Raw genomic sequence first — 24,457 nt, 5'->3', positions numbered from 1 at the left:
GCTGCGCCACTCGGGGCGACAGGTCAAGCAAACACATGAAAACGGGGCACATTTCTGCGCCCCGCTTTCAAAATCAAACAAATATCTCTGGAATTACAAAGGCCGGTCGACCCGCGCTGTCACCTGAACCTTGCCACGACAGGCCGCTGGCCAATTCAGCCAAACCTCGTCAAAATTGGCCCCTTTGGTCCGCTCGGAATAGGGCATCACATCAACCCGCGTTGCCGTGCCCGAGGTAATCTGCCCATCCGCCACAATAGCAGTCACGCGCCGCGCCAAACCGCCAAACGGCAAATGCGGGGCAAAAGGTACCTTCCATGTCGTTGCATTGGAATTCTGGCTGAATTCCACCGTGGTCGGGCTTTGCACCCGTTCATTCACACCGTGGAACGTATTGCCGTCGAACAGGATATTGCGGAACGACCAGTAATCCAGATCGGCGTGGGTCGTATCCACCCTGTCTGCCCGCGTGATTGTTCCCGCAACGGCGCGGAACGAATTGCCTGTGATGGTCAGCCCGTCAATCGAATGACCTGTTCCGTAAGGGGTGATCACAATCCAGCTGAACCAGTTCGCGGCGTCACTGGCCATGAAAACATTGTCCGTAATCGTCAGCCCGCCAAAGGAATAACCGGATACCAGATCGGGGTTGGCATCATGTTCGTTCGTCATCTCGATAAACGCGTTGTCCACATAATTGCCATCAACAATCGAATTCACAGTCCGGCTGGTAAACACCACCCCGGCGGTGCGCAAACCGGCGGTTTCGTTGTCGCCCTGATACCAGTGGTTGCCGGTCATAATGGTGCCGGTGCCGCCTATCACCGCGAAATGGGCGAAACGGTGCACCTGATTGTTGCGGATTTTCGCATCGTTCTTGTTGACGTTCAGCATCACCGTGGTGCGATCCTGCGCCCGCAATCCCATTTCATTCGACAAAAACTGGTTGCCGTCAATGTGGATATCCTGACAGCCAATCCCCGCCGATGTAATCCCCCGGTCCTTTGGCCGCGAAATACTGCTGTTGCGGATCTGGAACATCCGGCCATCCATCGGCAACATAACCCCGCTGGCATCGCCATTGCACAGCAGTTCAATCTGGTCCAGCTCGAACCGGCTCATCTTTACAAACCCGCCAAAATCCAGCGCATATTTGAACCGTTTGAACGTATAGGTCTGCGTGCCTGCCGCCCCGTATAAGGCATGGTTCAGCGTCACGGTTCCCGCGCCGATATTCACCGCCCGCACATAAACCTCGCGGCCTACACCGGCCCCTTCCACCAGTGAGCCGACCTTGATATTGGCCACATTCGCAACCGCTGTCAGGGTTTTCGGATCCGCCGCAGAATAGGTGGCGGTTGATGTCACCACATCCGCATCCCACGCCGGTCCGGCAATGATATTGAACTGCCCGTTATGCAGCACCCGCCGCGATTCAAAAGTATCGCGGTTCGCCACCGCCGCCTGCACATCAACCGGCGCCGTCAGCTCCACCCGCCGTCCGCACATATCCAGCGATTCATGATCGGAATAGTTCAGCAATGTTTGCAGGGCTTTCTTGATTGCCAGCTCTTCGTCACCAAAAGCGTTGATATAGGTCGGCAAATCGAAATTTTTTCGCAGCACCAGCCGCTTGGCAACCGGCATCGCCACGGTGCCTTCAAACCGCACAGGGTTTTCAAAGGTCACATGGTCTGCCAGGTAATAAGTGCCTGCCGAAATCAATACACGCCGCCCGTTCGCCGCCGTATCCGCCGCCTCGAACGCGGCCTGATCATCGGTCACCCCGTCACCAATCGCGCCGTAATCCTTGACGTCAACCCAGTCCATCATATCGCGCAAAAACGCGCTGGTGATGTCCTCGATCTGGAAATCGTCAATGCGGATCACCCCGCCGGTCGGCCCCGTCAAATCCAGCCCGAAATGCCCGTAAACCGGTGCGCTGCCCCATTGCATATCCACACCGCTGCGCACCCCCGTGCCGACAATCGCCGAAACCGTCACCACCTCGCCATAAGAGGTCAGCGTCACACTCGGCCCGACTTCGACCAGACCCGGCACATGGTTATCGGCCGAATCTCCGGCCCAACCGGCAATCCGCACATCCATCAGGTTGCCGCTCATCGCCTTGACCTTGACAGTGATGCGCAAATAGCACCCCGGCAGGATCGGCGTCTGCCCCATATAGCGCAGCTTTTGTGTGGCCGTGGTTTTCTCCAGCTCCAGACAGCCGGAAAAATCAGCATCCGCCGGCACAAAGGCCGCATTGGCCGCATTCGCATAGGTATCCTGCCCCGCCAGCCCATCCTGACTGGACCAGACATTCAACCCGCTGGCAAACTCTGGCGGTGTAAAAACCAGCCCGTCGGTGATCGCTTTGTTCATCCTAACCCCTTTCCACATATCCGGAATGCGCGCTGACAGACAGCACCGCAAATGGGGCCAACGGCCGCCATCAATCCGCTCGAATTTCAGTAGTTTCTTGAAAACCCGGACCCGTGGCCCGAATTGGGGATAGATGTATCAAAGGGGGGTTAACCAGCCTTAACCATTGCGTTCGGTAAGGCACACTTGCAGGATCAGGCCGGAATTTTCCGCACCGCGATCGCCTGCTTCAACAGTGCAGTATTACAACGCCCTTTTCTGGCGTCCTCGAATGCCAAAACTTCAAAGGCACCATCAAAATAGGTGGGCAATTCGCCCGCACGCAGCAGGTAATCAGGATTGAAATCCTGCGCCCCGCTTCGGGAATCCACCATGAACGTATCAATCACCAATACCCCGCCCTCACGTAACTCACGGGCCAGTTTCGGGATCAAACACCGGTTCAGATAGTTGGTCACAACAATCAGATCATAGTTTGCTTTGGGCGGGGAATATTCATCAAGATCAACAACTTGGCAATTCACCGTGCCAGCCCCTGAAATCTGTTCGGCATGGCCCTGTAACCGCTGTAATCCCACCGGTGATATATCCAGCGCATCCACCTCAAACCCGTGTTCCGCCAGAAACAGCGCATTACGCCCCGTGCCGCAGGCCACATCCAGTGCCCGCTTTGCCGGTGCCTTGTGATAGAACCGCTTCAGCATGAAACTGGCCTCACCCTTTTCAATCAGGTGATGACCATCGCTATATTTCGTGTCCCACTTTAGCCGGTCCTTTTGTGCCATATCCGTTTTGCCTTAAACCAACCCGCCCGCCAGCGCCTTTTCGATCACCGCCACGGTTTCATCCACACCATAAAGCGCAATGAATCCGCCAAAACGTGGCCCTTGGGATGCGCCCAAAAGCACCTCGTATAACGCCTTGAACCAGTCCCGCAGCGGCTCGAACCCGTGTTCCTTGCCCACAGCAAACACCATGGATTGCAGCGCGTCGCCATCCAGACCGCCATCCCACGCCTTCAGGCGCTCAACCAAATCCTGCATCGCAGCACGTTCCTTGTCGTCGGGCAGTCGATAGGTTTTCTGCGGCTTCACAAAGTCGTTGTAATACTTCACCGCATAGCCCGCCGCCGCATCCAGATCGGCATGGGTTTTCGGGCTGGCATCCGGCGCATAGCGCTTGATGAATCCCCACAAGGCGTCCTTGTCCTCGGCCGCGGCCACGCTGGCCAGATTCAACAACATCGCAAAGGGCACCACCATTTTGCTTTCGGGCGGGTTGCCCTCGTGCAAATGCCAGACCGGATTGTTCAACTGCGCCTTCAGATCCTGCGTCGGATAGGCCCGCAACTGCTGGTGATATTCATCCACCGCTTTGGGGATCACATCGAAATACAGCCGCTTGGCGGTTTTCGGTTTCAGATACATGAAATACTGCAAGGATTCCGGCGGCGCATAGGCCAGCCATTCCTCCATCGTCAGACCATTACCCTTGGACTTGGAAATCTTCTGCCCCTGCTCGTCGTTGAACAATTCATACGACAGGCTGACTGGAGGCCGCGCCCCGAGGGCCGCACAAATCTTGCTGGATTGCGTCACGCTGTCGATCAGATCCTTGCCCGACATTTCGTAATCCACACCCAGCGCAGCCCAGCGCATGCCCCAATCCGGCTTCCATTGCAATTTCACATGGCCGCCGGTCACAGGCACCTCGACCCGCTCGCCATCCGGTTCCTCGTAAACGATCGTGCCTTTTTCCACATTGCGTTCCAGCGTCGGCACTTGCAGCACATGTCCGGTCTTGGGCGAAATCGGCAGGAACGGCGAATAGGTCGCCTGCCGCTCGGCCCCCAGGGTCGGCAGCATGATCTCCATGATCTTGTCAAACCGCTCCAGCGCCGTCAGCAGGGCATCATCGAATTTGCCGCTGGTATAATACTCTGTCGAAGACGCAAATTCATACTCAAACCCGAAACTGTCCAGAAACGCACACAGCCGCGCGTTGTTGTGCTGGGCGAACCCCTCGTGCGTGCCGAACGGATCGCGCACCTTAGTCAATGGCAGGTTCAGATCCTCGGCCAGCATTTCCTGATTGGGCAGATTGCCGGGCACCTTGCGAAACCCGTCCATATCATCGGAAAAACAAATCAGCTTGGTCGGAATGTCGCTTAACGCTTCAAACGCGCGGCGCACCATTGTTGTGCGCGCCACTTCGCCAAAGGTGCCGATATGCGGCAGGCCCGACGGACCATAGCCGGTCTGGAACAAAACATAGCCCTTATCCGGCGTCTTGCCGTTCAGCCGTTTCAAAACGCGGCGCGCCTCTTCAAAGGGCCAGGCTTTGGAATTCATCGCGGCTTCACGCAGTTCGGACATTTGTTTCACTTTCTCGGCAGGTTTTGGGCAATTACACCCGTCTTTGCAAACGTCCCTATTGCCCTGTCCCGCCCGCGTCAATATTCTGGCCTGATAGAATACCCCATATTTAGGATTATATCGTGAACCAGATCCCCCATTCGCTGACCCCGCAGGATTGCCTTGTCGCTGTGATGATTGCCGTATCGGCCTCGGATGAAAACATCCGCACCTCGGAACTTGTGACCATACAGGCCATCGTCAACCACCTGCCGGTGTTTGCGGGCTATGATATGGATCGGGTGAAAACCGTGTCGCAAACCGTGTTCGACCTGTTCGGTGAAGAAGACGGACTGGACGCCCTGTTCGGCCTGATCCGCAACGACCTGCCCGAACGGCTGTATGAAACCGCCTATGCGCTGGCCTGCGATGTGGCCGCGGCGGACGGGCAACTGAAAGAGGCCGAACTGCGCCTGCTCGAGGAAATCCGCTATGAATTCAACATCGACCGCCTGCACGCCGCCGCGATCGAGCGCGGCGCACGGGCAAGGCATGTGTTGCCGTAACGTATAAAACCTTGCGCCAATTCGCGCCCTAAACTACGCTAGGTTGAGGCGGCGTAAGGGCGTGAAACAATGGGACAAATACTTGCATTTCTTTGGGCAAAGGGCTGGTTCGTGTTCGGCCCTTTTTTCACATTGGTATTCCTGCTGACCACCAGCCCCTATGGCAAGCTGTGGGAAAATAACACCAACCGCAAACGCTGGATCGGCGACCTATATCAAAACAACTGGAAAGCCCGCTACAGGCGCACCATGGGGCGTATTCTAGACCGGATTGACCGGACCCTTTCCGTCCACGAACTAATAGCACAAGCCAACTCCGCCCGCATCGCCTTTAGTCACGGGTTGATCAATCTGTCAACCTTGCTGGCCATCGCCTATCCGGTGCTTGGCTTTGTCGGGCAATGGATTTTCGGCAGCCCTCTACAACTGGGCAATACCCTGATTGCACCGGCTGGATCAGCAACAGCACGAGTTATTGTATTTTTCTGGTTTTTAGCCCTGTTGTTTTCTTATGTTTTTTTGTTTCACAGAAAAACAGTATTCGGTTTGCGCACACCAATTTCCATTCTCAAGTTATTGGTTTTATTAGGCGGTTCATTCTTCATATTTTCCGTTGGAAATCGGGTCGAACTGCCAACAGACCTCGCATTTGCAGGTATTATTGCATTAGCACTTGTAACCGTTGGCATAGCTGGAACTATATCTGCAATCATAATCGTAATTATCCTTATACTCGGTCTCAAGGGTATAATCGCCTTTGTAGTTGCAGTTGCCACCGCACTATCCTTTACCGAGGCAAGGTTCGGCTTCCAGCCTATTTTCCGTATGCTTTATCTAATCCTCCTGCTTATCTTGCTATTAGTTTCAGTCCAACAAGTTCCTAGTTTATCTACCACCGAATCCCCCTCTCCAACCTATCTGTTGTTGTTCTTCGCCATTTTCCCGATCTTCAATGCGCTCGCCGATTTCACCTCGACCGGCCTTACCCGGTATCTGTTACGTCGTGGCCTGACAAAACCAATCTGGTTCAACGCCCTGCTTGATACCCTTGGTGGCCTGTCGGTCTTCTTTCTGCTCGGCTTTGCATTGATCGGCTATATCCATCTGGTCCGCCCACAGGATGGCACCCCGCTGCTTGATCTTTCCACCCTGTTCGACCAGTTGCAAAACAACCCGTCTGATTTCTGGTGGCTGGCGCTGATGCTCGGCTCGACATTATTGCCAACCCTGCTGCATTTGATGGTCGGGGTTGCCACCATTCTGATCCAGTATCCCGCCTTCCTGCGCAACTGGACCATCAGAAAACTGGCCTCCGGTGGCGAAGGCTCGGACATCGACGGCTGGCAGGGTTCGGCGATGGTCTGCGGTATGATCTCGCTCTCGATCTGGCTACCGGTCATCCTGTTTTACTATTTGTTTAGGATGAACCACAGCGCAGTGATCAATGGCACGATTTGGGTGTTTTCCAGCTATGCCGATCTGATCGGGGCGCTATAGGGCTGTATTGTACAAAACGGGCGCTGAAATGTACCGTTTGTATGAAACATCACGTCCCGTAAAGCGTCGCCCATCTTTCAATCAACGCCTGCTGCAACCGCTTGGCCGCCTTGTTCCAGGACTTGGCCCCCTGCGGGGCCTCGCGGTCCGATTTGGCCACCCCTGCGCGGCGTTTTTCGTCGGCCATGAACATTGCGAATGCCAGTTGCGTGCCATCCGGCGCGGTCACATAGCCCGCCAGGGCAGATACAAAATTCAGCGTCCCCGTTTTGGCATGCACCTTGACCGGATGCCCCTTGATCACCCGCCCGTTCGCGTCCCGCAACGCAATCGGTTTCAGCAAATGCGCCAGTGACCCGTTCGGCCCCTGCCGCACCAGCGCGGATACCATATCGCCCGCCGTTAACCGCGACCCCGTGCCCAAGCCGGAATGATCCACAAACTTCGACTTGCGCGCACCGGTGTGGCTGGCCGTCCAGTCCGTCATTTTCTTGGCCGATGCCTTGAGCGATCCGATGTTTCCGCTCCGCGCCGCGCTGGCTGTCATGCCGATCGCCTCGGCCGTCATGTTGTTGGAAAACTTCAACAAAGCCTTCAGCAAAACCTGCAATTGCTCGCTATTATGCTCGACCAGAACCGTGCCCTTGGCCACCCCTTTGGACACCACCGCACGCGGCAATCTGATCCCTTGGGATCGCGCCATAGTCTGGAACACCTCGGCCGCATACAGGTGCGGTTTTCGCACCGGCAACCAGCGGCTGCCATTCCGCCCCAAGGCGCGCCGCGCCACGGTCCAACTGTCCACCCCGCCGGAATCCTTGTAGGTGTAGATCGGCAAATCCCGATCCACCACACGCATTTTGGCGATCCGCACGCCGGGGCGGTATTTCCTGGTCCGCGCATCCATCGCCACATCATAGCCGCTGGCACTGCGTTTCCATTCAAAATGCACACGATTGAAATTCAGGTTCAGCCCGCATACCGCAGGATTATAACCCAGATAATCCGGCTGGCTTTTGTCGATCTGTTTGATAAAGGGCAACGCGCTGGAATTGACTTTGAACTTGCCCGAAACCTCGCGCACGCCGGCCTGTTTCAACGCCGCCGCCATATCCGCCAGATCATCCGTGTCCAGTGTCGGATCCCCGCCGCCCACCAGTACCAAATCGCCCTTAAGACGCCCGTTCACAACCGGCCCTGTTGCCATCAACCGTGTCTTGAACCTGTACCCCGCCCCCAGCGTATCCAGCGCATAAAGCGATGTGATCGTCTTGGTCACACTGGCAGGCGGCTGCGGCAACACCGGATTGGCGGTTTCCAGTATCAGCCCCGTTTTGGCATCCGCCACCACAAAACTGACCTTGCCCCCCAACCGCGCCGCCGCGATCAGGGCATCCGCCCCCTTCACCGCCTGTTTGTGAAAATTGCCGGCCCGCGGCACCGGCCGGATCGAAACCTTCGGCGCATCACCCCATGCCACATCCGCAGCACTGGCCAGTAAAGCCCCCAGAATAAACCGTCTTGAAAATTGACCCTTCATAATGGCGCAGTAAACCAAACCCGCCGGTCAAGGACAATGGCGTTTTGCAGGCTGCCTCCTATTTTAACGCGCCCACTCACCCCGCGCCCGTATCTGGGTCGAGGACACATCCACCATCGGCACATTGATAAAACACCACGCCGGCGGCGGGCTGTCTGCCAATATTCCAGCCTGTGAACCGCGCAACCGGTACCCCTCATACCGCTTGGCCGCCTTGGACATACGCGCCGAAGTCCGGTCACCGGGCCGCGCAATCACCCCGACAGGCACGTTTTCCATGATCCATTCCCAATGCTGCCAGCGATGGAATTGCGCCAGATTGTCCGCCCCCATCAACCAGACAAACCTGACCCCGCGCCGCCGCGCAAATATGGCCTGCAAGGTCTCGGCGGTATACCGCGTCCCTACCCGTGCCTCGAAATCCGTCACCCTGATGCGCGGATGGTCCGCAATCGCCCGACAGGCCGCCAGCCGCTTCTCCATCGCCGCTGGCGCATCCTTTTTCAAAGGGTTGCCGGGCGACACCAGCCACCACACCTGATCCAGATTGAACCGCCTCAACGCCGCTTTGGAAATATGCACATGCCCAAGGTGCGGCGGATCGAATGACCCGCCCAGCAGGCCGATGCGCTGGCCCTTTGCCGCATATGGAAGCCCCTGCCCCGGCACGCCTAGTCCGTCTCGCTCGATTGCGCCCAGAGGTTGATCGCCTCGTCCCCCGCCAGCGCATCGATCTCGGCCAGTTCCTCCGCGCTGAATTCCAGATTACCGACCGCACCCACACAATCCACAATCTGTTCCGGCCGTGACGCCCCGATCAGGGCCGAGGTGATCCCCCCGCCCCGCAGCACCCATGCAATCGCCATCTGCGCCAAAGTCTGCCCGCGCTGCTGCGCAATGTCGTTCAGCCCGCGAATGGCCTGCAACGCATGATCGCTCAGCATCCCCGGCAACAGGGATTTGCCCTGTGTGGCGCGGCTGCCTTCCGGCACGCCCTTCAGGTATTTCCCCGTCAGCATCCCCTGCGCCAAAGGCGTAAACGCGATCGAGCCGACGCCAAGCCCGGCCAAAGTATCCTTCAGCCCGTCGCTTTCCACCCAGCGGTTCAGCATGTTGTAACTGGGCTGGTGGATCAGGCAGGGGGTGCCCAGATCCTTCAGTATCGCCACCGCCTCGCGGGTGCGCGCGGAATTATAGGATGAAATCCCGACATAGAGCGCCCGCCCCGAGCGCACGATATGATCCAGCGCGCCCATGGTTTCCTCTAGCGGGGTTTCAGGGTCAAACCGGTGAGAATAGAAAATATCGACATAGTCCAGCCCCATCCGTTCCAGTGACGCATCACAGGATGCAATCAGGTATTTCCGGCTGCCCCATTCGCCATAAGGGCCGGGCCACATGTCATATCCGGCCTTGGAAGATATAATCAGCTCGTCCCGGTAACCGGCAAAATCGGTGCGCAGGATTTCCCCGAAGGCCAGTTCTGCACTGCCGGCGGGCGGGCCGTAATTATTGGCCAGATCGAAATGGGTGATCCCGAGATCAAACGCTGTGCGGCACATCGCGCGTTTTATGTCATGCGGCGTGTCCTCGCCGAAATTGTGCCACAGCCCCAGGGATACGGCCGGAAGCCTGACCCCCGACTTGCCACAACGGCGGTAAACCATCTTTTCATACCGGTCCTCGGCAGCCCGATAGACGGGCGGAAATTGTTTTGGCGGGCGCTCGGGTTTTGTCATGGCGGCTTTTTCCTGCAGTATGGGGACCGCAGCAGGGATACCCGATGCCGCACTATTCGTCGAGACGGGCAATTCAAATGATTGCCCACAGGTCGATGCGCGGGCCCTTCGCCGCATATGGAAGTTTTTGATACATTTGATAAAGTCTACCCAATTCTTTTCCATCATTGGAGTGCCAAATGCGCCTGACAATAAAAGAGCCTGACATTGATATCGGCAAAGACGGGTTTGACAAGCATTGTCAACTGGGTCGCGCCAAAACTGGCAAGGTGCTGTCGGAATTGGTTGAAAAAACCGAAGACCCGATTGTTATCGCGCTGGACGGATCATGGGGCAGCGGCAAGTCGTTCTTTCTGAAATGCTGGACCGGAGCACATACCAATGAGAATGACGGCAAGGCCAAGGTTATCTATTTTGATGCTTTCGAACATGATTACCTAGTTGACCCCCTGATTGCTTTAACGGGGGTGCTCTCTGACCAGTTCGACCCAAATTCAAAAGCGGGCAAGGCGATAGGAGCAGCCAAGAAGGCCGTTTCAAAGGTATGGCGCCCTGCTACGCGTATTGGCTTGGCTGCCGCAACTGCCGGAGTAAGTGAAATAGCCGGTGCTGTGGGGGATGCAGTAGTAGCTTCAAGCAACGAGGAGTTAAGCAAAGCGTCCGAAAACTTCTGGAAGAAAGAAGATGGACGGCGCGCCGCAATGAAAGAATTCCGAACTGCGCTTAGGAAACTAACAGAGCCGGACAACGATGGCATCCCGCAGAAAATCGTCATCATCATCGACGAGCTGGACCGCTGCCGCCCTGACTATGCGTTAACCATGCTAGAGGTGATAAAGCACTTCTTTGCCGTGGATAATGTGCATTTTGTGTTGGGGGTGAATTTGAATGAGTTGCAAAATAGTGTTCGAAGCAGATACGGGGCAGAAATTGACGCAGGGAAATACCTGCAGAAATTCATAAACGTAAAGTTTTCTGTAGAGGGTGATAAATGGAATAAATACAATAAAGGCAGCTTCGAATACTTTAAAAAGCTTGCCGAAACTCAAGGCTTAACAGAAGATCAATATCTCGATTTTATCAATTGCTATTTAGAGAACATGCCTCCTGATAGATTGCCCAATCTTCGATCTTGTGAAAGGCTGGTAACCTCTGCAATACTTGCCCCCGCTAGAAACAAGCTAGCCTATCGGCCGGATGCACACATATTGGCCGGCCTCTTGATTATGGAATCGATTGACCCAGATACTGCCGTACTGGCACGCGAGGGAGAACTGCCCTTTGAAACGGTTCAGAAGACGTTAGGTCTGCGTGCGAACCGCACAGTTCCCGATCCGAGTTTTTTGGACGAAGCAATAAACCGATGGTCATTCTGCCTTGAGGAAGACTTGAATTGGCCTGAAAACGATCAAAGAGCCTCTGGATGGCCCCCCGCCCAAACAAACAACCGGGGTGATATCGTCCCCCGGTTGGCCGGACTGCTTTGGGGAACAATTCGCACTTTGGATATAGAGTAGATTGCCTCTCTTCCCTCCCTTCGTTATTCAGGCCTCAAATCAAAACCCCATTCAGGAGCACCCTCATGGCGGCCTATCAATATGTATACTTCATGGACGGCGTGTCCAAAACCTATCCCGGCGGCAAAAAGCTGTTTGAAAATATCCACCTGAATTTCCTGCCCGGTGTGAAAATCGGCGTGGTCGGGGTGAACGGGTCTGGCAAATCCACCCTGATGAAAATCATGGCCGGCATGGATAAGGATTTCACCGGTGAAGCATGGGTCGCCGAAGGTGCCAAGGTGGGCTATCTACCGCAGGAACCCACGCTGGACACATCCCTGACCGTGCGTGAAAACGTGATGCTGGGGGTCGCCGAAAAGAAGGCCATTCTGGACCGCTATAACGAACTGGCCATGAATTACTCGGACGAAACCGCAGACGAAATGGCCAAACTGCAAGACGAGATCGACGCGCAGAACCTGTGGGATCTGGACGCACAGATCGATGTCAGCATGGAGGCCCTGCGATGCCCCCCAGATGACGCCGATGTCTCGACCCTTTCTGGCGGTGAATTGCGCCGCGTTGCGCTGTGCAAACTGCTGCTGGAAGCGCCCGACATGCTACTGCTGGACGAGCCGACAAACCACCTAGATGCCGAAACCATCGCCTGGCTGCAACAGCACCTGATGGATTACAAGGGCACCATCCTGATTGTCACCCACGACCGCTATTTCCTCGACGACATCACCAGCTGGATTCTGGAACTGGACCGCGGCCAAGGCGTGCCGTGGGAGGGCAACTATTCCTCATGGTTGGAGCAAAAATCCAAGCGTCTGGCCAAAGAGGCCCGCGAGGATAAATCCCGCCAGAAAACGCTGGAGCGCGAGCTGGAATGGATGCGCGCATCCCCCAAAGCCCGCCAGGCCAAATCCAAGGCCCGTATCAACGCCTATAACGACATGGCCAACATGTCCGAGCGCGAAAAAATGGGCAAGGCGCAGATCATCATTCCCAACGGCCCGCGCCTTGGTGGCAAGGTAATCCAGGTCGAAGGGCTGAAGAAAGCCATGGGCGACAAACTGTTGATCGAGGACCTTGATTTCACCGTCCCGCCCGGTGCGATTGTCGGTGTGATCGGCCCCAATGGTGCCGGTAAAACCACGCTGTTCCGGATGATGACAGGGCAGGAACAACCCGACGCCGGCACCGTCACATTTGGCGATACGGTGCAGCTGTCCTACGTCGATCAGTCCCGCGACGATCTGGACGACAACGCGACTGTGTGGGAGGCGATCACCGACAGTCAGGACATCATCATGCTGGGCGATGCGGAAATGAACTCGCGCGCCTATTGCTCGGCGTTCAACTTCAAGGGTGGCGACCAGCAGAAGAAGCTGGCGATGCTGTCAGGGGGCGAGCGCAACCGCGTCCACATGGCGCGGCTGCTGCGCTCCGGCGGTAACGTGCTGCTGCTCGATGAGCCAACCAATGATCTCGATGTGGAAACCCTGCGCGCACTCGAGGACGCGCTGGTCGATTTCGCCGGCTGTGCCGTGGTCATCTCGCACGATCGCTTCTTTCTGGACCGGATTTGCACCCACATTCTGGCGTTCGAGGGCGAAGCCCATGTTGAGTGGTTCGAGGGCAACTTCGAGGATTATGAGGAAGACAAGAAACGCCGTCTGGGGGCGGATGCGCTGGAGCCGAAGCGGGTGAAGTTCAAGAAGTTTGTGAGGTGATGAAAAATGGCACAGCAACTATTTCTGGACGCCAATATTTTCCTATCATTCTTCCAATCCAGCAAAGATGATCTCGTAGAATTAGCCAAAGTTGTAAAGCTAATTGGAGACGAAGAAATTATCTTATATTCAAACGATCAACTAAGGAGGGAAGTTGATAGAAACAGGGAGAACAAAATTGCGACGGGCTTCAACGAATTCAAGAATGCTAACTTTGGAAAAGAATTCCCTCATTATTGCAACGACTATAGCGAACTTGAAGAAATACGATCACATTTAAAAGAAGCAAACAAAATTCACGCAAAATTAGTCACGAAAATTAACACGGATATAGAGAATAGGTCGCTAGGGGCGGACAAGTTAATCGCCGGATTATTTGAACTAGCTGAGGATTTACCTATCACTGCTGAAATAATGGAAAAAGTACATTTTAGGGTTGCTTCAGGCGATCCACCTGGAAAACGGAATTCTATTGGTGATGCAATACATTGGCAATGTTTGTTAGATCAAACTAAAAGCGGCAACCTTGATCTAGTTACACTAGATGGTGATTTCACATCACCTTTAAAATCCGGTCAAATATCTGATTTCCTTTCATTAGAATGGAGCAACTCACGCAAGTGGGGCGCCGTTACCCTCCATAACTCATTATCAAATTTTTTTAAGGCCCGTTTTCCGCAAATAAATCTCTCCACCGAATTTAAAAAAGATGAGCTAGTACGACGGCTGATCAATTCGCCTAATTTTTCTGAAACCCATCAAGTTATTAGCGAGCTTATGGAATTTGAGCATTTTACAAAAGGACAAATACGCCAAATTTTTTCAGCATTATTGGACAACAACCAAGTGAGGTGGATTGCAATGGACTGCGATGTGCAAGATTTTTTCAAAAAATTCTCGAATTCAACTGGGCACCTAGGGTCAGGACCCATTAATATGTTGCTTATCTGACAAAATTCTGAATCACTGTGCTCCACAACATTAGGAGGGTGGTATGTCAGATCAATTTTGGCTCAGCGAAGCACAGTTAGCGCGGATAAAACCGTATTTTCCTTTGTCGCACGGCGTGCCACGGGTGGATGATCGCAAAGTTATCAGCGGTATCATTCATGTAATCCGCAACGGTTTGCGTTGGCGGGACGCTCCGGAGGTCTACGGGCCGCATAAAACCTTATATAACAGGTTTATCAGGTGGTCGAAGATGGGGGTGTTTGACAAAATTTTCACGGCTTTGGTCGCCGAAAATGGCCCGCCGGATCGGTTAATGATTGACGCAACACATCTCAAAACGCACCGCACGGCTTGCAGCCTGTTAAAAGGGGGGATGTTCCCCGCGCTATTGGCCGCACCAAAGGCGGATTGAACTCCAAATTGCACGCGGTTTGTGACGGCGAGGGCCGCCCGGTGCGGCTGTTACTAACCGAGGGCCAGCAATCCGATCATAAAGGTGCGGCAACATTACTGCCTGATTTACCTGCAGCAAAGGAAATGCTTGGCGATAAAGGTTACGATAGCGACGCTTACCGCGCGGCTCTGATCAAGCGCGGCATTACCCCGTGCATACCGCCCAGAGCCAAACGTAAACACCCCGCAACGTACTGTAAAACCTTATACAAACAGCGGCACAAGGTCGAGAATATGTTTGCCAAACTCAAGGACTGGCGACGCATCGCCATGCGGTTCGACCGTTGCGCCCATACTTTCCTGTCAGCAATCCAAATAGCTGCTATCGTTATCTTCTGGGTTAATCAATGAGTCCTGAGCCTAAGTAATGTTACAGTTGAAGAGGCTGAAGAAATATTGGAATTCGATCACTCGGTTTTTCTCCCTTTTTGAAATTTCGGGACAACCCGTAGGGCGGGCTTCACCCGCCTACGGACCGACAATTAACCCCCCCCCTAAACCCCCAGACACCAGCGCATCACCGCCTTTTGCGCATGAAGACGGTTTTCGGCCTCGTCAAAGATCACCGATTTTTCGCCGTCCATCACCGAGGATGTCACCTCTTCCTCCCGATGTGCCGGCAGACAGTGCATGAACAGCGCGTCGTCCTTGGCCTGCTCCATCAGATGGTCATTCACCTGATAGGGCTTCAGCAGGTTGTGGCGGCGCTGGCGGGTGGACTGGCTGTCGTGCATCGAAACCCATGTGTCGGCCACCACCAGATCGGCCCCCTGCACCGCCTTTTCGGCGTCCCGTTCAATCACCACATTCACGCCCTTGCTGCGGGCCAGGTCCACGAATTCCGGTTCAGGGTCCAGCGAAGGTGGTCCGGCAAAGGTAAAGTCGAACCCGAACTGCCCCGCCGCATGCAGGAACGAGGCGCAGACATTGTTGCCATCCCCCGTCCAGACCACTTTCTTGCCCTTGATCGGGCCGTTGTGTTCCTCAAACGTCATCACATCCGCCATGATCTGGCAGGGGTGCGTGCGGTTGGTCAGCCCGTTGATCACCGGCACATCGGCGTATTCGGCCAGTTCCTGCAACACGGATTCCTCGAAGGTGCGGATCATGATCATATCGACATAGCGCGACAGAACCCGCGCGGTATCGGCGATGCTTTCGCCATGACCCAACTGCATATCGGCCCCCGACAGCACCAGCGTTTCGCCGCCCATCTGCCGCACGCCCACATCAAAGGAAACCCGCGTGCGCGTTGACGGTTTTTCGAAAATCAGCGCCACGATGTGGTTTTTCAGCGGCTGGTCCGCGTCCGGCGTGCCCTTGGGCAGGCCCTTGCGGGCCTCTTTCATCACCTGGGCCTGATCGATCATGCCCCGCAGATCGTCGGCATCGGTGGTGTGGATATCAAGAAAATGGTTCATGGTTTCAGTCCTTTGGAAACTTCGCTTGCCGCCTTGTCCAGCCGCGCCACGCCTTCGGCAATATCCTCGTCGGGGATGTTCAGCGCGGGCAGCAGCCGCACAACATTGTCCGCCGCGGGCACGATCAGCACTTCGGCCCCATAGGCCGCGTTGATCACATCCATATTGGGCGCCTTGCATTTCAGCCCCAGCATCAGGCCGGAACCACGCACCCCCTCGAACACATCGGGATGCGCCGCAACCAGCCCTTCCAGCGACTGGCGCAGGGTGCCTGCCTTGCGGTTCACATCGGCCAGAAATTCGTCTGTGGCGACAATCTCCATCACCGCGTTGCCCACCGCGCAGGCCAGCGGGTTGCCGCCATAGGTCGAGCCATGCGTGCCCGCCGTCATGCCCGACGCCGCATTTTCAGTTGCCAGCAACGCACCCAGCGGAAAACCCCCGCCGATGCCCTTGGCCACCAGCATGATGTCGGGCGCAACACCGGCCCATTCATGGGCAAACAGCTTGCCGGTGCGCCCCATGCCGCACTGGATTTCGTCCAGCACCATCAGCGCGCCCACCGCGTCACAGGCATCACGCAAGCCCTTCAGGCAGGCATCCGGCAGCGGGCGGATACCGCCCTCGCCCTGCACCGGCTCGACAATCACCGCCGCGACCGTGTCATCCATTTCCGCCGCCAATGCCTCGTGATCGCCAAAGGGCAATTGCACAAAACCGGGCAGTAGCGGGCCAAAGCCTTTGGTCATTTTTTCCGAGCCTGCCGCAGCAATCCCCGCAGCCGAACGGCCGTGGAAGGATCCTTCAAAGGCGATAATCTTGACCCGCTCGGGCTGGCCCTTTTCAAACCAGTATTTGCGCACCATCTTGATTGCCAGTTCGCAGGCCTCGGTGCCGGAATTGGTGAAAAACGCAGTGTCGGCGAAGGTGGCCTCGACCAGCTTGTCTGCCAGCGCCTGTTGCTGCGGAATTTCATAGAGGTTCGACGTATGCCAAAGCGCCTGTGCCTGATCAGTCAATGCGCCAACCAAAGCGGGGTGCCCGTGGCCCAGAACATTCACCGCGATGCCAGCACCGAAATCCAGAAATCGGCGCCCGTCTGCCTCGACCAACCAGCTGCCTTCGCCTTTGACGAAGGAAAGCGGTGCCCGGTTATAGGTCGGCAAAACAGAGGGTATCATAGCAAAGTTCCTTTAGAAGAAGCCCTTGGGTGGCGCAAAGCCGGGGGCATGTCAATATTTTAGGAAGAGGTGTGCCGCATGGCACGGGATTAAACACGGCCCGATGGGCCGAAAACGCTACTTTAGCGTCGGCGTCGGTTGCACTGGGCGGTATTCGGGCGTTTAATCATGGGGAACGTCTTATCGAAGGATTATCCGCCTGTGAACCCCGAAAATCCCCTGCTGAAGGTCAGCAACCTGACCCGCCTGATGATCGGCCCTGTCAGTTTTGATGTGGGCGCGGGGGAATGTGTGGCGATCACGGGGCCGTCGGGCACCGGCAAATCGGTGCTGCTGCGCGCGATTGTCGATCTGGACCCGAATGACGGACAGGTACAAGCCGGTGGCGTAATCCGCGCCGATGTCCCCGCGCCCGACTGGCGCAAAACCGTTGCCATGCTGCCCGCCGAGAGCGGCTGGTGGCTGGATCATGTCGCGCCGCATTTTCAGGCGCCGGACAGGATACGCGGTCAACTGTCCCTTGTCGGCCTGCCCGAAACCGCAATGGAATGGGAAGTCGCCCGCCTGTCCACCGGCGAAAAGCACCGGCTGGCCCTGCTGCGCTGTCTGGAAGGTGGCCCGAAGGTTTTGCTGCTGGACGAACCCACCGCAGCGCTGGACCATGATACCACCCTGCAAATCGAGGCCCTGTTGAAACAGCAACTGGGCAAAGGCACCGCCATCCTGATCGTCACCCATGACGCGGCACAGGCCAAACGGCTGGCCCACCGTATCCTGCGCCTTGAGGATGGCCAGTTGCAACAGGTGGCCGCATGAGCAGCTATATCGCCCTGACCTATACCGATCTGCTACTGGCCTCGATTTTTCTGGTGATCAACGGGCTGTTGTCACTGTGGCTTCACCTTGGACTGGAACGCAAACTGGCCATCGCCGCTGTGCGCATGGTGGTGCAACTGATACTGGTCGGGCTGCTGCTGAAAAGCCTGTTTGCGATCCTGTCACCATGGCTAACCCTGCTGGTCGCAACCTCGATGGTGCTGTTTGCAGGTCGCGAAGTCTGGGCGCGGCAGGACCGCAAGTTGCGCGGCCTGTGGGGCTTTGGCATCGGCACCGGCGCGATGGCCTTTGCGGGGGCGGGGATCACGGTGATTGCCCTGACCACGATGATCGGCTCGGACCCGTGGTGGACCCCGCGCTTTGCCCTGCCGGTGTTGGGGATGGTGCTGGGCAACACAATGAACGGCATATCGCTGGCGCTGGACGCGCTGCATACCGGTATCAGCCGCGAGCGCGTGTCGATCGAGGCACAACTGTTGCTGGGCCAAACCCGCTGGTCCGCCCTGCGCCCCGTGCTGCGGCGTGCGCTACGCTCGGGCTTTATGCCGATCATCAATGCGATGGGGGCGGTCGGCATCGTCTCGCTTCCCGGTATGATGACCGGGCAAATCCTGTCCGGCGTGGACCCGACCGAAGCGGTAAAATACCAACTGCTGGTGATGTTCCTGATCGGCGGGGCAACGGGGCTGGGCGTGCTGGCGGCGACATTCGGATCGGTCTGGCGGCTGACGGACGAGCGCGACCGGCTGCGTCTGGAACGGCTAACCAAACCCAAAGACCCCGCCTGACACCATGACGCTTGTATCCTGCGCGCGGGCCGTATAAAATGCCAGCAACAGAATTCTACCAGAGTGGTCGTTGGAACGGGGCAAGCCTGCCTGCGCCACGGCCATTTTCAGTTAAGGAAAACAGATGTCCTGGACAGACGACCGCGTTGCAACGCTGACCAAAATGTGGGGCGAAGGCCAATCCGCCAGCCAGATCGCCAAGGAACTGGGCGGTGTGACCCGCAATGCAGTGATCGGCAAGGTGCATCGCCTTGGCCTGTCCAACCGTGCTACCAGTGGCAACAAGGGTGGGGCCAAACCCAAAGCCGCGGCAAAACCGGCCGCAGCCCGCGCCGCCAAACCGACGGCCAAGGCCAAACCCAAAGCCGCGCCCGCCAATGCGGCGCCAAAACCTGTTCTGCCCCCGCGCAAGGCCATCATTCCGGCCGGCCAACCCCTGCCGCCACAACCTTCGGCAAACGAAATCAGCCCCGAAGCGCTGGCAACCGTGCGCGAAGTGGAAAAGAAAGCCAAAAAGATCGGCCTGATGGAATTGACCGAACGCACCTGCAAATGGCCGATTGGCGATCCGGCAACCGAGGAATTCTGGTTCTGCGGTCTGCCTTCGGAACCGGGCAAGCCCTATTGCGAAGCCCACGTTGGCGTTGCGTTCCAACCGATGTCTGCCCGCCGCGATCGTCGGCGCTGATTTTCGCAGTCATTCAATAGAGATTACAGAAAACCCGCGGGCATTCCCGCGGGTTTTCTGTTGGATATTCCGGATATTTTCGGTCTGGGAAAAAGAACCACTAAACCGGTTTAGTGGTTCTTTTCAGAAGCCATTTTCAGTATTTATTCCAACGCCTTACCCGCCATTCAGGTTGTGCGGATAGCTCTAATTATTCCCCAGAAGGTTCAACAAGCCCCGCTTGGCTTCTTCCTCCAGCTTGCGCCGTGCAGCATCCTCGATGCTCTCGCCGTCCTGTGTCTCGACCCCCAGCGCATCTTTTGCCCGCTGTTCCGCCGCGGCCCGTTCGGCATCCAGCCGCTCCTGCAAAGCCGCTTTTTCAGCCTGCAACCGCGCCTCGGCGGCGGCTTTCTCGGCGGCAAGTTTAGCTTCCAGCGCCGCTTTTTCATCGGCCAGATTCTGGTCAATCAGCCCCTTCAGGTCAGGCCGGAATTTCGGGTTGGCCCATGTGCCGGTGATCAGCACCGGAACCGAAATCCCGCCGGTGCCATCTGCCGCCGCCAATGCAACAGGCGTAATCCGGTAGTTCAACGTCTGTGTGCCAATCCCCACCTCGCCCGATCCGTCCGCCCGCGCCAATGGCGCCACAAAGGCCAGATCGTCGTTATACAACACACCGTCTTTCATCGTGAATGTGGCCCCGATGGAGTTGAACACCGTCTTTTGCCCCTTACCTTGATAAGAGGTATCCAGATTGCGCAGCATACCGGCCAAATCAAGGCCCAGAATTTCCCCCTGCCCTAAAGTAAACGATCCGTCCCCAGACAGGCTGCGCATGATCGCATCCATGGTATTGCCGACCCCCAGGAATTTCACCCGCAGATCGCCAACTGCAATCAACCGTTCGTAATCGGCCAAATCCTTTAGCAAAGGCTGCATCGCCATATGGGCGACCTTCAAATCGCCCCCCACAGAAAGCCCGCCACGTCCGTTCATCACAAACTGGCCGCTGACAATGCCCTGATAGGCCTGCACCTTGTTCAACTCGAACACCGCGCGGGACCGGTCCAGTTTCACTGCCACGCTGGATGGGCCCAGCTTGACCGTGCCCAGATCAATCGCATTGGCAACCAGCCCCACATCGGCATCCACCGATGATAACGCACTCACGTCGATCACATCCTTGGGCCAACCCGCCGCCGTTTCCACCGCCGCGCCGGTTTCATTATCCACACTCGCTGCCAGAACCGAGAAATCCAGCGCGCCGGCCTTGAATTGCCCCTTCACAAACGGGCGTTCCTTACCGGCGATGAACACATCCACAGCGCCAGTCAGCACATTCTGATCCAGCCGGATCGAGCCATTGCGCAAATGCGCGGTGCCCTGAGCCGTATAGGTCACGTCCCCCGCCAGTCTGGCCGTGCGCCCCATGCCCTTGGGCAGGTCCGGTGCGTCCATCCCCAGCACCCCGAACAGGGCCGCCATATCGGCCAGATCGGCATCCACTTTGCCATCTGCGGCAAAGGGTGAAATCCCCGCCTTGCCATCAAAGGCGATGGTGCTGCCACCGGTTTTGATCGACGCCGTCAGCGCACTTACCCCGCCATTGATAAACTTGCCGAAATTCGCAACCGTCGTGTCCAGCGAAACCGGCTGGCCGTGCATACGCATCGACAGGGATATATCCCCCTGCGCGGCAAAATCGGGCAAGCGCAGGTCGATATCCAGATCACTAAGAACCGTCTTTTCACCGCTGGCATGGTCGATATAGGTCAGCTTGCCGCCCTTCACCAAACCGCGCTCCAGCGTGAATGCCGGAATGGCCCCGCTGCCCGATGGTGTGCCTGCAGCAGCGGTCGCACCCGCTGGTGCCATCTCCCAGTTCGCACGCCCGTCCTTGGCTACCTCAAGCAGGATTTGTGGCGAGATCACCTCGACCTTCTTGATCTTCACATCACCGCTGAACAGTGCCATCAGGTTCACCCCAATGCTCAGGCCCTCGGCCCGCAGCATCGGCTCCCCTCCGGCCCAATCCGCGTTGGCAATGGTCACCGGCCCCGTCCGGACCCCCAGCAGCGGATAGATCGAGGTGCGCACATCGCCTGTAATGTCCATCTGCCGGCCCGTGGCCGCCTCGAACTGGTCTTCGGCGAATTTGGCGATCCTGTCACCGGGCATGAACAGCAATGCCGTCACCCCCACAATGATCAGGATAAATACAACAAGGATAAACCGAAGGATCAGGCGCACAATAACTCTCCTGCGTTACAAGAACATGCTTTCAAACTAGGTGCCCGATGCCGTGTGCTCAAGCCCTATTTGGCGTGCTGTTCGATATGGGTCAACTGGTGCAGAATGCGTTTCTTGACCGGCGGCAGGAAATTCCCCACACGCAGCGCCACATCCCGCAACAGGCGGGCCGGAACCGATGTGTCGGTATACAGTTTCACCAGCGCATTGGTGCCGTGATACAGCGGCAGCACCGCCCGACGGTGCGCCGATTCATAGCGTTTTAGTCCCGTCATCGCGCCGATATCGGTCAGATTGCGCGCGGCTTCCTCGATCTGGTCGGACAACAACTTGGCCCCGCTTAAACCCAGATTGAACCCGTGCGCGGTAACAGGGTGCATCCCCACCGCCGCGTCCCCCACCAGCGCAAAACGGGTGGTGACGAATTGCTTGGCCAGAACCCCGACCAGCGGATAGGGGTGGCGTTTGGTGACCAAAGTCATCTTGCCCAGCTTGCCGCCAAACCTTTGGGCGATATCCGCGGCAAAAGCCTCGGGCGGCATGTTCAGAACCGCATCGGCATTGGCTGTCGGCAGGGTCACAACCACAGAGGATTTATTGCCATACATCGGCAGGATCGCCAGCGTCTGGTCGTAAAAGAAACACTCTGTCGCGGTGTCTTCGTGGGGCAGTTCATGCTCCATCTCGCAGACAATCACAACGCGGCCGAAATCCAGACTGCTGGCCGCGATCCCCATCTTGCGACGGGTGCTTGAAAACCGGCTGTCCGCCGCCACAACCAGCGCCGCCTTCAGCGTGGTGCCATCGGCCAGACCGACGGTGCCTTCGGTGGTGTTGGTGGCCACAGAAACCACCTCGCTTTCGCACAGCAGGGTGACATTGGGCTGATCCTTGACCACCTTATAGGCGGATTGCCGGATCAGATGGTTCGGCACAATCCGCCCCAAATAATCGGCCCCTGATCCGCGACTGTCGAAATGCAGCGAAAATGGCGATTTGCCGTTCACCACCTTGGCATCGCGAATGGTGCCGATCTGGTCCTCGGGGATATGCGCCCACATGCCCAGATCCTTCATCAGCTTTTCCGACGTATGCGTCAGCGCGATATCGCGCCCGTCCTCGGGCGGGTCGGCCAGCACGGCCTCGCTCTGCATTTCGACAATGGCGATCTGCAAACCGCTGCCCGACAGGGTGCGGGCAAGGGACAGGCCTGCGGGGCCTGCGCCGATAATAACGATGTCGAAATTGCGGGGGGCGGTCATTGGAAAGCATCCTTTGTGAAAGCGGTATCGAACGACAGTGCCATAACCATATGGCGCCTGAAATGACGTATATCAACGGCAATCGTATATTTCCACTGTAACCGAAGCGAAAAAGGGGCGCCAAATTGGCCCCCCTCTGTAATCTTGACTGTCTTGATGCGGTTTTAGAACTTGCGTGTCCAGCCCACCGAAACACTGAACTGGCTCATATCAAGCGTGATCGGGCCACCTGTTACAGTGTTCTCGGGCGCATACTCGATCGCAAAATCAATCGAGTTGCTGGGGTTGAACGAATAGGTGCCGCCAACCGTCAGATGATGGGTAACAACCCCGGGGGCCAGAATGCCCATTGAAACGTCCTCGGGGCCAACCGGATTTTCCGAGTAGGCATAACCGGCGCGCCACGTCATTGTATCATTGGCTTTGTATTCCAGACCCAGTTTCAGAACGTTGATATCGTCCCAGCCAAACCCTGGGCCACCTGGTGTGCCAAATGGCGGTGGGCCAACCGGATTCGAAATGGCATCCACACCGGAATAGAATATCCGCTGCACATCCAGCATCATTGTCAGCTTTGAATTCGCCTTATAGGCAAGCCCCGCCGTAATCGACCCGGGAACATCGAATTCGCCGCGATTTTCGAACAGGTTTGCATATTTGTCGAACTTGGTCATGTTCATCTTGGTGCTGCCGGACAGACCCAAGCTCAGTTGCGGCGAAGCCTCATATACGATACCGGCGCGCAAACCACCGCCATAGGACCAGTCACGCCCCGATCCAAAAGGCAGCCCGTTGGCGCGGAATGTCTGGATGACAACAGTTGGCGAGATGCCCCAAGACAGATTGCCCGATTTCCCGGCATAGGTCGCCGAGATAAACATCTGGCTCAGGTCAATACCGGTCGGGCTTCCTACTCCGAACATGTTTATGGGATAATCTGTATTCATGCCCCCATTGCCATAGACCGAAATATTGAACACTTTGCCGTTGTCCAATGGCTTGTTGTAGGAAAAATTCGGTACGGGGAAATAATTCGAGTTACTTTCAACACGTGGGCCGGGGGCCTGTGTAAACCCGCGGTTCGGGCTAAAGATATCCAGCCCGAATTGCATTTCATGCCCCACATTCGCGGCATTGGCCGGGTTCAGCGTGGCCGACATGGCCTCGTACCCATAAGCCACACCAGCGCCGCCCATTGCCCGCTGATTGGTACTGAAACCCAGCGCGAACATCCCTTCGGTTGCCATCGCCGGTGTTGCCAATATCATTGCTGTTGTAAGCGTTATTCCCAAACGGCCCGCCGTTTGTCCTAGCAGTTTATTCAATTG

20 protein-coding genes are annotated in these 24,457 nt (G+C 56.6%); 9 read left to right on the top strand and 11 right to left on the bottom strand.

The window, feature by feature from the left end; all coding sequences use genetic code 11:
• Window positions 1–93 precede the first annotated feature (93 nt).
• From BAR1_RS03075 to BAR1_RS03065, 3 genes are all read right to left on the bottom strand, one after another.
• A complete protein-coding gene (locus BAR1_RS03075; protein WP_118941658.1) occupies window positions 94–2,385 on the bottom strand; it encodes a glycosyl hydrolase family 28-related protein in 2,292 nt (763 codons plus the stop codon).
• Between the two features lie 194 nt (window positions 2,386–2,579).
• Window positions 2,580–3,170 carry a class I SAM-dependent methyltransferase gene (locus BAR1_RS03070; protein ID WP_118941657.1) on the bottom strand — a complete coding sequence of 197 codons (591 nt, stop codon included), beginning with the start codon at window positions 3,168–3,170 and terminating at the stop codon, window positions 2,580–2,582.
• 12 nt (window positions 3,171–3,182) lie between these two features.
• Window positions 3,183–4,760, bottom strand: coding sequence for a lysine--tRNA ligase (locus tag BAR1_RS03065; RefSeq protein WP_118941656.1), 1,578 nt, complete (start codon window positions 4,758–4,760; stop codon window positions 3,183–3,185).
• Between the two features lie 173 nt (window positions 4,761–4,933).
• Here BAR1_RS03065 and BAR1_RS03060 point away from each other — a divergent pair, with 173 nt between their 5' ends.
• Both BAR1_RS03060 and BAR1_RS03055 read left to right on the top strand, forming a co-directional pair.
• On the top strand, window positions 4,934–5,305 hold the full coding sequence (locus BAR1_RS03060; protein WP_407681531.1) for a tellurite resistance TerB family protein: 372 nt from the start codon (window positions 4,934–4,936) through the stop codon (window positions 5,303–5,305).
• A 69-nt stretch (window positions 5,306–5,374) separates the two neighbouring features.
• A complete protein-coding gene (locus tag BAR1_RS03055) occupies window positions 5,375–6,802 on the top strand; it encodes a hypothetical protein (RefSeq protein ID WP_118941654.1) in 1,428 nt (475 codons plus the stop codon).
• A 49-nt stretch (window positions 6,803–6,851) separates the two neighbouring features.
• Here the strand turns inward: BAR1_RS03055 and dacB are convergent, their stop codons facing one another.
• The 3 genes from dacB to mgrA all read right to left on the bottom strand — a co-directional run bounded on the left by dacB (window position 6,852) and on the right by mgrA (window position 10,081).
• Complete coding sequence (dacB, locus tag BAR1_RS03050; RefSeq protein ID WP_118941653.1) at window positions 6,852–8,342, bottom strand: D-alanyl-D-alanine carboxypeptidase/D-alanyl-D-alanine endopeptidase; 1,491 nt, start codon at window positions 8,340–8,342, stop codon at window positions 6,852–6,854.
• A 63-nt stretch (window positions 8,343–8,405) separates the two neighbouring features.
• Window positions 8,406–9,011, bottom strand: a complete 606-nt coding sequence (locus tag BAR1_RS03045; RefSeq protein ID WP_118941652.1) for a nicotinate-nucleotide adenylyltransferase — start codon at window positions 9,009–9,011, stop codon at window positions 8,406–8,408.
• 2 nt (window positions 9,012–9,013) lie between these two features.
• Complete coding sequence (mgrA, locus tag BAR1_RS03040) at window positions 9,014–10,081, bottom strand: L-glyceraldehyde 3-phosphate reductase (protein WP_118944319.1); 1,068 nt, start codon at window positions 10,079–10,081, stop codon at window positions 9,014–9,016.
• A 179-nt stretch (window positions 10,082–10,260) separates the two neighbouring features.
• On the opposite strand from mgrA, the gene BAR1_RS03035 reads away from it, so the two are divergent.
• The 4 genes from BAR1_RS03035 (at window position 10,261) to BAR1_RS03020 (ending at window position 15,074) form a co-directional block, all read left to right on the top strand.
• The gene (locus BAR1_RS03035) at window positions 10,261–11,598 is read left to right on the top strand and encodes a KAP family P-loop NTPase fold protein (protein ID WP_118941651.1); all 1,338 of its coding nucleotides are present in this window, start codon (window positions 10,261–10,263) and stop codon (window positions 11,596–11,598) included.
• A 65-nt stretch (window positions 11,599–11,663) separates the two neighbouring features.
• On the top strand, window positions 11,664–13,319 hold the full coding sequence (gene ettA, locus BAR1_RS03030; RefSeq protein WP_118941650.1) for an energy-dependent translational throttle protein EttA: 1,656 nt from the start codon (window positions 11,664–11,666) through the stop codon (window positions 13,317–13,319).
• 6 nt (window positions 13,320–13,325) lie between these two features.
• Window positions 13,326–14,270: a PIN domain-containing protein gene (locus BAR1_RS03025; protein WP_118941649.1), complete on the top strand. Its 945-nt coding sequence runs from the start codon at window positions 13,326–13,328 to the stop codon at window positions 14,268–14,270.
• A 43-nt stretch (window positions 14,271–14,313) separates the two neighbouring features.
• A protein-coding gene (locus BAR1_RS03020) for an IS5 family transposase (protein WP_118941648.1) occupies window positions 14,314–15,074 on the top strand; the annotation gives its coding sequence in 2 pieces (ribosomal slippage) (window positions 14,314–14,632 and window positions 14,632–15,074; 762 coding nt in all).
• 143 nt (window positions 15,075–15,217) lie between these two features.
• Here BAR1_RS03020 and argF read toward each other — a convergent pair.
• Window positions 15,218–16,144 (bottom strand): ornithine carbamoyltransferase, encoded by a 927-nt coding sequence (gene argF / locus BAR1_RS03015; RefSeq protein WP_118941647.1) that lies wholly within the window; start codon window positions 16,142–16,144, stop codon window positions 15,218–15,220.
• Window positions 16,141–17,325: an aspartate aminotransferase family protein gene (locus tag BAR1_RS03010; protein WP_118941646.1), complete on the bottom strand. Its 1,185-nt coding sequence runs from the start codon at window positions 17,323–17,325 to the stop codon at window positions 16,141–16,143. The genes argF and BAR1_RS03010 overlap by 4 nt, the downstream gene beginning before the upstream one ends.
• Window positions 17,326–17,493: 168 nt before the next feature.
• On the opposite strand from BAR1_RS03010, the gene BAR1_RS03005 reads away from it, so the two are divergent.
• From BAR1_RS03005 to BAR1_RS02995, 3 genes are all read left to right on the top strand, one after another.
• Complete coding sequence (locus BAR1_RS03005; protein WP_228408704.1) at window positions 17,494–18,141, top strand: ABC transporter ATP-binding protein; 648 nt, start codon at window positions 17,494–17,496, stop codon at window positions 18,139–18,141.
• Window positions 18,138–18,950, top strand: coding sequence for an ABC transporter permease (locus tag BAR1_RS03000; protein WP_118941645.1), 813 nt, complete (start codon window positions 18,138–18,140; stop codon window positions 18,948–18,950). Before BAR1_RS03005 ends, BAR1_RS03000 begins: the two co-directional genes overlap by 4 nt.
• Window positions 18,951–19,074: 124 nt before the next feature.
• A complete protein-coding gene (locus BAR1_RS02995) occupies window positions 19,075–19,638 on the top strand; it encodes a GcrA family cell cycle regulator (protein WP_118941644.1) in 564 nt (187 codons plus the stop codon).
• Between the two features lie 186 nt (window positions 19,639–19,824).
• Here the strand turns inward: BAR1_RS02995 and BAR1_RS02990 are convergent, their stop codons facing one another.
• From BAR1_RS02990 to BAR1_RS02980, 3 genes are all read right to left on the bottom strand, one after another.
• Window positions 19,825–21,867, bottom strand: a complete 2,043-nt coding sequence (locus BAR1_RS02990) for an AsmA family protein (RefSeq protein WP_118941643.1) — start codon at window positions 21,865–21,867, stop codon at window positions 19,825–19,827.
• Between the two features lie 65 nt (window positions 21,868–21,932).
• The gene (ubiM, locus tag BAR1_RS02985) at window positions 21,933–23,129 is read right to left on the bottom strand and encodes a 5-demethoxyubiquinol-8 5-hydroxylase UbiM (RefSeq protein WP_118941642.1); all 1,197 of its coding nucleotides are present in this window, start codon (window positions 23,127–23,129) and stop codon (window positions 21,933–21,935) included.
• A 164-nt stretch (window positions 23,130–23,293) separates the two neighbouring features.
• Window positions 23,294–24,454 carry an OmpP1/FadL family transporter gene (locus tag BAR1_RS02980; protein ID WP_162891653.1) on the bottom strand — a complete coding sequence of 387 codons (1,161 nt, stop codon included), beginning with the start codon at window positions 24,452–24,454 and terminating at the stop codon, window positions 23,294–23,296.
• Window positions 24,455–24,457: the final 3 nt, after the last annotated feature.

The organism is Profundibacter amoris (assembly GCF_003544895.1).
Classification (GTDB): Bacteria; Pseudomonadota; Alphaproteobacteria; order Rhodobacterales; family Rhodobacteraceae; genus Profundibacter; species Profundibacter amoris.
This window is presented reverse-complemented; position numbering and strand designations above follow the sequence as displayed.

Coding starts and splice junctions, on each gene's coding strand:
- BAR1_RS03075 (WP_118941658.1), bottom strand. CDS start 2,385: ATGAACAAAGCGATCACCGACGGGCTGGTTTTTACACCGCCAGAGTTT.
- BAR1_RS03070 (WP_118941657.1), bottom strand. CDS start 3,170: ATGGCACAAAAGGACCGGCTAAAGTGGGACACGAAATATAGCGATGGT.
- BAR1_RS03065 (WP_118941656.1), bottom strand. CDS start 4,760: ATGTCCGAACTGCGTGAAGCCGCGATGAATTCCAAAGCCTGGCCCTTT.
- BAR1_RS03060 (WP_407681531.1), top strand. CDS start 4,934: ATGATTGCCGTATCGGCCTCGGATGAAAACATCCGCACCTCGGAACTT.
- BAR1_RS03055 (WP_118941654.1), top strand. CDS start 5,375: ATGGGACAAATACTTGCATTTCTTTGGGCAAAGGGCTGGTTCGTGTTC.
- dacB (WP_118941653.1), bottom strand. CDS start 8,342: ATGAAGGGTCAATTTTCAAGACGGTTTATTCTGGGGGCTTTACTGGCC.
- mgrA (WP_118944319.1), bottom strand. CDS start 10,081: ATGACAAAACCCGAGCGCCCGCCAAAACAATTTCCGCCCGTCTATCGG.
- BAR1_RS03035 (WP_118941651.1), top strand. CDS start 10,261: ATGCGCCTGACAATAAAAGAGCCTGACATTGATATCGGCAAAGACGGG.
- ettA (WP_118941650.1), top strand. CDS start 11,664: ATGGCGGCCTATCAATATGTATACTTCATGGACGGCGTGTCCAAAACC.
- BAR1_RS03025 (WP_118941649.1), top strand. CDS start 13,326: ATGGCACAGCAACTATTTCTGGACGCCAATATTTTCCTATCATTCTTC.
- argF (WP_118941647.1), bottom strand. CDS start 16,144: ATGAACCATTTTCTTGATATCCACACCACCGATGCCGACGATCTGCGG.
- BAR1_RS03010 (WP_118941646.1), bottom strand. CDS start 17,325: ATGATACCCTCTGTTTTGCCGACCTATAACCGGGCACCGCTTTCCTTC.
- BAR1_RS03005 (WP_228408704.1), top strand. CDS start 17,494: ATGGGGAACGTCTTATCGAAGGATTATCCGCCTGTGAACCCCGAAAAT.
- BAR1_RS03000 (WP_118941645.1), top strand. CDS start 18,138: ATGAGCAGCTATATCGCCCTGACCTATACCGATCTGCTACTGGCCTCG.
- BAR1_RS02995 (WP_118941644.1), top strand. CDS start 19,075: ATGTCCTGGACAGACGACCGCGTTGCAACGCTGACCAAAATGTGGGGC.
- ubiM (WP_118941642.1), bottom strand. CDS start 23,129: ATGACCGCCCCCCGCAATTTCGACATCGTTATTATCGGCGCAGGCCCC.